The following is an 8027-nucleotide window of genomic DNA, read 5'->3' as shown; positions in this document are numbered from 1 at the left end:
CCTGCGTCCAGTAGACCGAGCCGCCCTGGAAGTGGGCGAACCGCCCACCCCCGGCCAGCGCCGTCACATCGGTGGTGGGATAGCCCAGCGAACCCCCGGGCCCACCGGCCGCGGAGAACCGGTCCAGCACCGCACCCGACACCAGCCGAGCACCGGTGGCCTGGCTCCAGTAGACCGAGCCGCCCTGGAACGCGGTGACCGTGCCCCCGTCGGCCAGCTCGCGCACCTCACCGGTCGGATAGCCGAGCACACCGGTCTGCCAGCCCGCCGCAGCCCACCGGTCACGCACCGGTCCGGACACGATCCGCGCCCCGGTGGCCTGCGTCCAGTAGATCGAGCCGTTCTGGAAGTGGGCGAACGTGCCGCCATCGGACAGCGCCCGCACCCCGGTCGTCGGATAACCCAGCTCGCCTTCTGGCCCACCGGCCGCGTTGTACCGGTCGCGCACGGCACCGTGCAGGGCGTGCCCGGTCCCCGAGGCCGCGTACACCTCCCCACCCTGGAAGGCCATCACCACACCGGCAGAGGTCGCGACCGCATCCGCGACCGGATAACCCAACGGACCACCGATGCCACCGGCGGAATCCCACGCCGTGACCACCGGGCCGGGCACCACCCGCGTTCCCAGATCCGGGTGCAGGTAGACCGCCCCACCGGAGAACCGGCCGAACTCCGCGACGCCATCAGCAGTTCTGCCCGCATCCGCGATCGGCATGCCGAGGTCACCGGCGTCACCACCGGCGGCCAGCCAGGCATCACGCACCGCCCCGCCCACGACCCGCGCTCCACCGTCGGCCGACCAGTAGATCCAGCCCCGCTGGAACTGCACCACCTGCCCGGCACCACCCGGGGTCGCCACCTGATCGGTCACCGGATAACCCAGCGCACCGTTCTCCCAGCCCGCCGACCCCCACCGGTCCCGCACCGGCGACAGCATCAACCGCGCCCCCGTGCCCGACGACCAGTACACCGACCCCCGCTGGAAGTGCGCGAACATCCCACCATCGGCCAACCGCGTCACATCGCCGACCGGATAGCCCAGCGGACCGTTCTCCCAGCCCGAAGCAGCCCACCGGTCCCGAACGACCCCCGACACGATCCGCGCACCCGTACCCGGCGACCAGTAGATCGAGCCGCCCTGGAAGTGGACGAACCGCCCACCCTCCTTCAGCGACCCCACATCACTGACCGGATACCCCAGCGCACCGTTCTCCCAGCCCGCAGCACCCCACCGGTCCCGGACCTCCACCGACAGCACCCGCGCACCCGTCGCAGGCGACCAGTAGATCGACCCACCCTGGAAATGCTGGAAACACCCACCATCACGCAACCCGCACGAGGGGTCCCCCACCGGATACCCCAACGCACCCCGCTCCCAGCCCGCCGCAGCCCACCGATCACGGATCGGGCCGCGCAGGACGTGCGCGGCGGTGCGGTTCGAGGCGTAGATGGAGCCGCGGTCGTAGTGCGCGTAGGCGCCGACGCCGTCCGGCGTACGGGTGGGGGAGTCCGTCATCGACCCGAGGACGTCGCGCGCCCCGGCATCGGACTGGTACCGCTGCTGGATCAGCGGAACGACGGTCCCGAGCGTCGCGCTGACCTTGTCGCGGATCTCGCCCATCCGGGCGTAGCCGTAGCGGCCCGGGCAGCTGGTGCTGCCGACGTCGCGGTGCCCGAAGACCGTCGGCAGGGTGACCGAGGTTCCCTTGGCGTACCGCGACGTCCCCCCGCCCCCGGAGACCAGGGTAGTGCTGCCGCGCGGGTCCACGCCGTAGAGGGCGAACTTCCAGGCGATGATCGCCGCGACCGAGTCCACCGTGGCTTGGGGGGTCTCGGCGGTGTCGTAGTTCCCGAGCATGGAGACGCCGAACGTGCCGGTGTTGAACCCGCCGGCGTGGGCGCCGACGACGGTGCTCGCCAGACCGCCGTAGCGCCCCTCCCAGAGGCGGCCGAACTTGTCGACGATGACGTTGTAGCCGATGTCGCCCCAGCCCCGGCTCACCGTGTGGTAGCGGTAGATCGACCGCATGATCGCCGGCACCTGGTCGGCCGTGTAGTCGTTGGAGTCGGCGGTGTGGTGCACCGTGGCCGCTTTGATCGTGGACGCGTACGAGGGATCCCAGGTGCGGATGCCCTCGTCGGCACCCCACTGGGCCCGCGAGTAGACGTGCGGCATGGCCATGGCGGCGTCCGCGGTGTCCTGGATGTCGGCCGGGCCGAGCGCCGCGTCCGCCGGGCTGGCGCCCGGATCCACCAGGTCCAGCCGGACGTCGGTGGGCTGAGCACCGCTCCGGGTCACCAGCTCCGCCTGGACACCGGTGCTGGGCCCCGTCCACAGCGGCGCCGTCCCGCCCCGGGGCATCCCGGCGCCGTCACGGGCCCCCGGCTGGCCGACGTCCTCGCTCGCCATCTCGGTCCAGGTCCCCCAGGCACCCTGCTCGTCCCGGACGCGAATCTGGACGAGGGTGTCCGTGACGGCCGGGTCGTAGGCCCAGGTGACACCGACCAGCGAGAAGTTCCGCGTGTCGGACCGGGTCAGGGCCAGCACAGGGCTGCTCTCGGGTACTCCCGCCACGGGAACCGTGGTCGCTGCACGGAGCTCGGCACCAGGCGCGGGGGCCGACGACGACCCCATCGCCAGCTCCTGGGAGAAGGTCGTGACCGGCACCGGCTCCGGACCGGCGGATCCGAAGACCGGCAGGACGATGATCACTCCGGTCAGTCCTGCGGAGACGGCCAGGGCTACGAGGAGTCGGCGCACGAGAAGAGGTTCCTTTCGCGGTCGGCAGCACTCACCCGCCCGGCGGGGAGCGCGTTTCCATATGGATCGTCAGGAACGCCGACCTCTTGAGTCGACCGAAGATTCCACGCCTCACAACCGGCACCACCGGTGACACGCCCGTTGGGGAAGATGTGACGGCTGCGGTCACTGGCCATGTCCGTGACGGAATGTTTCTTTCAGTGAGTCGGGACGTGCTGCTCGCTCCGTGTCGGAGGCCTTTCGGAGCCGGGTCGCGTGGCTACTCTCGTCACGGTCGATGCACGCAGCGTCACCACCGTCCGGCCTGACCGTCGACGTCCGTCGTCCGCTCCCGGACCAGCGCGCACAACACCGATGTGAGGACAACGTGAACCGAGACGGGAACGAGCCGGCCCCGGCGGGGCGTCCGTTGCCCCCGCGCCTCGACCCCCGTGCGGGCCGGCCGGCCCGCACGCACTCCGCCGCGTCCGAGCGGCGCGAGCAGGCGTCGGTGCCTCGCGATGGGCGCTCGCGCCGCGCGGCGGTTGCGGTGCGGGTCGTCGCCGGGGTCGTCTCGGCCGCGCTCCTCGCCGGTACAGGATGGGGCTGGTACCTCGGCCGGGTCGCCGAGGCGACCGTCAACCGCACCGACGCCATCCCGACCGCCGGCAACGACGGCAGCGGTAACGCGAGCGAGGCCATGAACCTCCTGCTGGTCGGGAACGACAGCCGCAGCGCGCTCACCGAGGCCCAGCTCGCCGAGCTCAATGCCGGTACCGATTCCGGTATCAACACCGACACGGTCATCCTCGTGCACGTGCCGGCCGACGGGTCCCGCGCGTCATTCGTCTCGTTCCCGCGCGACTCCTACGTGGACATCCCCGGCTACGGCATGGACAAGCTCAACGCCGCCTACGCCTACGGTTACCAGGAGGCCGCCGGGACGGCGTCCGAGCCGGAGCGCCAGGCGGCCGGCGCCCAGCTGCTGGTCCAGACCATCAGCCGCCTGACCGGCCTGCAGATCGACCACTACGCCGAGGTGGACCTGCTCGGCTTCTTCAACCTGAGCACTGTCGTCGGCGGCGTCGAGGTCAACCTGTGCCAGGCGGTCGACGACTCGTACTACTCCGGCGCCGTTCTCGACGCCGGCCCCCAGACGATCAGCGGCGCCGACGCGCTGAAGTTCGTCCGGCAGCGGCACGGGCTCCCCCGCGGCGACTTCGATCGCATCGTCCGGCAGCAGGTGTTCATGGCCGGCGTGCTTCGCAAGATGCTCTCCGAGGAGGTCCTGCTCGACCTCGGGAAGCAGCGGGAGCTGGTGAAGGCTGCCTCGGAGTCCTTGACCGTCGACAAGGACCTGGTGCTCCTGGAGCTGGCCCAGCAGATGCAGTCGGTCACCGCCGGGGCCATCGAGTTCCAGACCATCCCCTACGTGGGCACCGACCGGGACGCCCAGAACCGCTCGATCATCCGACTCGAGGACGAGGACACCCTGAGGGCGTTCTTCGCCGACCTGTCGGCGGAGCCCGCCGAGGAGGCCCCGGCCACGACCGAGCCCCCGGCGACGGTCGACCCGGCCACGGTGCCGGTCGAGGTCTACAACGGCTCGGGCACCTCCGGCCTGGCGGCCAAGGCGGCGAGCGCCCTCACCACCGCCGGTTTCCCCGTCGGCACGACGGGCAACGCCGCATCGATGGACCACGCGCAGACCGAGATCCGCTACGCCGCCGGGGACGAAGCGCTCGCCCACACCCTCGCCGGGGCCATCCCCGGCGCGGTCCTCAAGGAGAGCGACGACCCCGCCGTCGGCACGCTGCAGCTCTTGCTGGGCAGCGACTTCAACGGTGTCGGGCAGGCGGTCACGCCCGCTCCCCCGGTCGAGCCGGTCGAGGGCGCGGACGCCCGCACCGCGGCCGACACCACCTGCATCTACTGAGGCGTACCGCCGCTCCCCGATGGCGGCGCCTGGAGGAAGCGACATGACCACGACCGCACGGAGGTCGGGCGTCGCGTCCCCGCCGGCCCTTCCGCTCGGGGTGTTCGGCGTCCTGGCGGCGCTCGGGGGCCTGGCCCGCCCCCTCGCGGAGCCGGCCGGGGCCATCGGCTACGGGCTCACGTCCGCGTCCCGTCGGCGGTCGGCGCGCTGACGGCAGTGCGCGCCGACCTGGTCACCGTGGCGCTGCTGCAGGTCGCGCACGGTCACCCGCCTGGTCCTGTCTGCCGTTCTCGGCCTGGCTACCGCGGGAGTCGCGGTGTGGCTCTCCGGCGTGCCGGCTGATTCGTTCTGCCGTGGCTGGGGGTCGGCGCCCCCGAGCTTCGCCTGGCTGCTCCCGGCGACCCGCACCCCTGGCGCACCGGTGGCCCGCGCGCGGGCCTGCTGGAGCGGGTGCGCCGCCACGGGCAGCTGCTGTGGGGGCTGGCGGTGGCGTGGATCTCGACATCCCGCGTGCTCGCGGTGCACGTGCCCGTGGCGCTGGTCGTGTGCACCCGGGCAGCGAGCCGGTCTCGAGTGGCTCCGCATGGACCACCCGGAGCCGTGAGCCCGCGGCTCGAGGACTGCGCCACCCTGGTCGCCGACTCCGAGGACGCGGCCTCTACCGGGTCACCGGCCACTGCGGCTGCGCGGGAGTCCGGCCTGGCCTCCGCGGAGCGGACGCCAGCGCTGGGCGGCCCCGCGGTGCGGACCACGCCCCGGGGGCACCGACGTCCAGAGCACCTGTCGACGGGCCCCGTCGGCGTCGACCGTCGACGTCTCCGCCCCGGGCCGCCGTTCGGCGCACCCCGGAAGGCACTGCGGCGGCTCCTGGCCGGCCGCGCCCCCGTCAGTCCCGGGCGTCCGGGCGCCGGGCGCGGCCCACGAGGACCGCCAGCAGGAGCAGCGCCGCGGCGACGCCCACGGCGACCGGCAGCAGCCGGGCGCCGATGGGCTGGAACGAGACCTCGAGCTCGCCCGAGGAGACTCCGGCCGGCAATTCGATCCGGAGGACGGAGCCCGCGAAGGCAGAGACCGGCACGGGGCGCCCGTCCAACGTGGCGCGGAAGCCGTTCCAGTACGGGGTGCGGAAGATCAGCTCGCCACCCTCGTCCCCGGTCGAGACGGTGTAGGCCTCCACGGGCTCCCCGAGGCGGGCCACGCCGTCGTTCGGCGCGGCGTCGGTGACGACGACGTCGTCTCCCGAGATCGCACTGATCCGCCCCGGGAGCGGCTCGTTCCGCACGTACTCGCGCCAGCCGTCACGCACCCCGACGAGGTCCCAGTTCTGCCGGAAGTACTGGGCGACCTCCTGCGGCACCTGACCGAGCCCCCCGAGGAGCACCCGGTTGCCGGACAGCAGGTCCACCCAGGGCACGTCGGCCCCCTCCGGGGCCGCCATGATCCCGGGCTGGTCGAAGCGCAGTCCGCTCTGGTAGTCGAGCTTCACGTGCTCCTGCACGCCGCGCTGCCAGACCGCGAGCGACCCGTACCCGACCCGGAGGTCGGCGGGCAGGTTCGCGTTGCCGCCGAGCACCCCGCTGGTCCAGCCGCGGTCGTCGGGGTCGCCCAGCACGCCGAAGGAGTAGACGGTCACGGAGGTGTCCGTGGCCCAGGCGTTGTCGCGGAACTCGTCGATCGTCGTGCCGACGTCGTAGCCCGTCGTGTTCGGCCGGTACACCGGCACGTCGAGCGTTCCGGGGACGAACGCCATCTGGCGCTCCTGGATGGCAGCTCCCATCCCGAGCTGCACGACCAGCGGTGCGGCGCAGGCCAGGACGACCGCCACTGCGGCCACCGGGCGGATCCGGCGCTGCAGCGCCGGGCGGATCGCCCAGCCCCGCCGTGCGGCCGCGGCGGTCACCGCCTCCGGTCGCACGAGCAGGACCACCGCAACCAGCGCAGCGGCGGCCAGCACGGCGGCCAGCGCGTGCCACTTCCAGAGCAGCGGCGCGCGCATCATCGCCACCAGGAACTGCAGCAGCAGGAGGCCGCCGGCCAGGACGAAGCGGCGTCGGTCGAGCCGCATCGCGGCGGTGAAGGCGAGCACCGCCAGGAGCGCGACGGATACCTGGACGACCGCGAGCAGTCGCCAGGGCATGCGAAAGCCGAGCAGGAACGTGGGCATCTGCACCAGGAGCAGGGAGACGACCCAGAGCGCGCCCGCCGTCGGCACGCCACGACCTCGCACCGCCCGGCGCCAGTCGACCATCGCAAGCAGCGGCAGCGCGATGACCGCGGTGCTCAGGGTCGGCACGCTCCCGCCGCCGAGGGTGGTGGTGCCGCCCACAACCATGTCGAGCAGGTTGACGCCGCCACCGGCGGAGCCGATGACATCCGGCCCGCTGGGGCGCCACATCCACTGCGCCACGTCCAGTGCGTTGACGAGGGTCGGCACGCTCAGGGCCGCGCCGGCGCCCAGCGCGACGACCGTCGCCGCCGTCCACCGGTCCCGGAGCACGGCACGGCCAGAGGCCCGCCACCGCTCGTAGCCGTGGAACCCGACCAGGACCGGCACGAGCGGGAGTATGTAGGGGTTGCCCGAGCAGACGACGGCCGCGGTGGCGAGGCCCACACCGACGAGCCCGTACCAGCGCCGGGACGACAGCCCTGCCCACAACCACACCAGGGCCGCGACGCTCCACATGAGCGGCGCCCAGGCGCTGCCCCACCACAGGAGGAAGCCGCTCGTCGCGGCCCCCAGCGCGGTGGCCACCGCGAGGACGGGGCGCACCCGGTGAGCCAGCAGCACGCCGACGGTCGAGGCACCGAGCGCGAGAACCGCCAGCCAGGCGTGGACCGTGGCGACGTGCTGCAGGTCGTCCTGGGCGCCGGCCCACAGCAGGAAGGGCCACCGGATGACGTCGAGCACGCCGTACTGCATGTCGGCGGTCAGGTTGCCGGCCATCCCCTGGTCCGGGTCGAGCAGGGGCAGCGACCCCTCGGCCATCCGCCGCCCGAGCCACCAGGACATGGGCGTGAACTGGATCTGCGCGTCGTCGATCCAGAAGAAGCGCGGCACCAGGACGCGCAGGACGGCCAGCAGCGCCACCTGCACGCCGAGGTAGGCGCCGAACGCCCGCAGCGCGGGCCGGCGGCGCTGCCACGACCGCCGCGAGACGAGCGGAAGCGGGCGCAGGGTGCGCCCGCCGAGCCCGCGGGGGTGCGGCACGCGGCCGCCCACGGTGGGCGCGGCCGGGTGCCTCGCGCCGGTGTCGGGCTCGGTGGTCAGGTTCATCAGCACTCCGCATCGGCGCCACGGGGCCCCGTGCCCCCCGGAAGCGCAGGCCCAGGGGCTGCGCAGCTACGGACGCG

General features: G+C 73.1%; 4 protein-coding genes. 2 read left to right on the top strand and 2 right to left on the bottom strand.

Features of this window, described 5'->3' with window-relative positions:
- On the bottom strand, positions 1-2761 hold a 2761-nt coding region (locus C5507_RS19950; RefSeq protein ID WP_249027836.1), incomplete at its 3' end, for an N-acetylmuramoyl-L-alanine amidase.
- A 490-nt stretch (positions 2762-3251) separates the two neighbouring features.
- On the opposite strand from C5507_RS19950, the gene C5507_RS19945 reads away from it, so the two are divergent.
- A complete protein-coding gene (locus C5507_RS19945; RefSeq protein WP_242611154.1) occupies positions 3252-4676 on the top strand; it encodes an LCP family protein in 1425 nt (474 codons plus the stop codon).
- 43 nt (positions 4677-4719) lie between these two features.
- Complete coding sequence (locus C5507_RS22530) at positions 4720-4887, top strand: hypothetical protein (RefSeq protein WP_158657663.1); 168 nt, start codon at positions 4720-4722, stop codon at positions 4885-4887.
- 675 nt (positions 4888-5562) lie between these two features.
- Here C5507_RS22530 and C5507_RS19940 read toward each other — a convergent pair.
- Positions 5563-7950, bottom strand: coding sequence for a DUF2339 domain-containing protein (locus C5507_RS19940; protein WP_104530245.1), 2388 nt, complete (start codon positions 7948-7950; stop codon positions 5563-5565).
- Between the last annotated feature and the right edge of the window lie 77 nt (positions 7951-8027).

This window comes from Blastococcus saxobsidens, assembly GCF_002938435.1.
Taxonomy (GTDB): domain Bacteria; phylum Actinomycetota; class Actinomycetes; order Mycobacteriales; family Geodermatophilaceae; genus Blastococcus; species Blastococcus saxobsidens.
The sequence above is the reverse complement of the archived record's forward strand: the minus strand, read 5'-3'. Positions and strand labels throughout refer to the sequence as shown.

Excerpts from the sequence above, each read along its gene's own strand:
- C5507_RS19940 (WP_104530245.1), bottom strand. The coding sequence starts at position 7,950 with ATGAACCTGACCACCGAGCCCGACACCGGCGCGAGGCACCCGGCCGCG.
- C5507_RS22530 (WP_158657663.1), top strand. The coding sequence starts at position 4,720 with ATGACCACGACCGCACGGAGGTCGGGCGTCGCGTCCCCGCCGGCCCTT.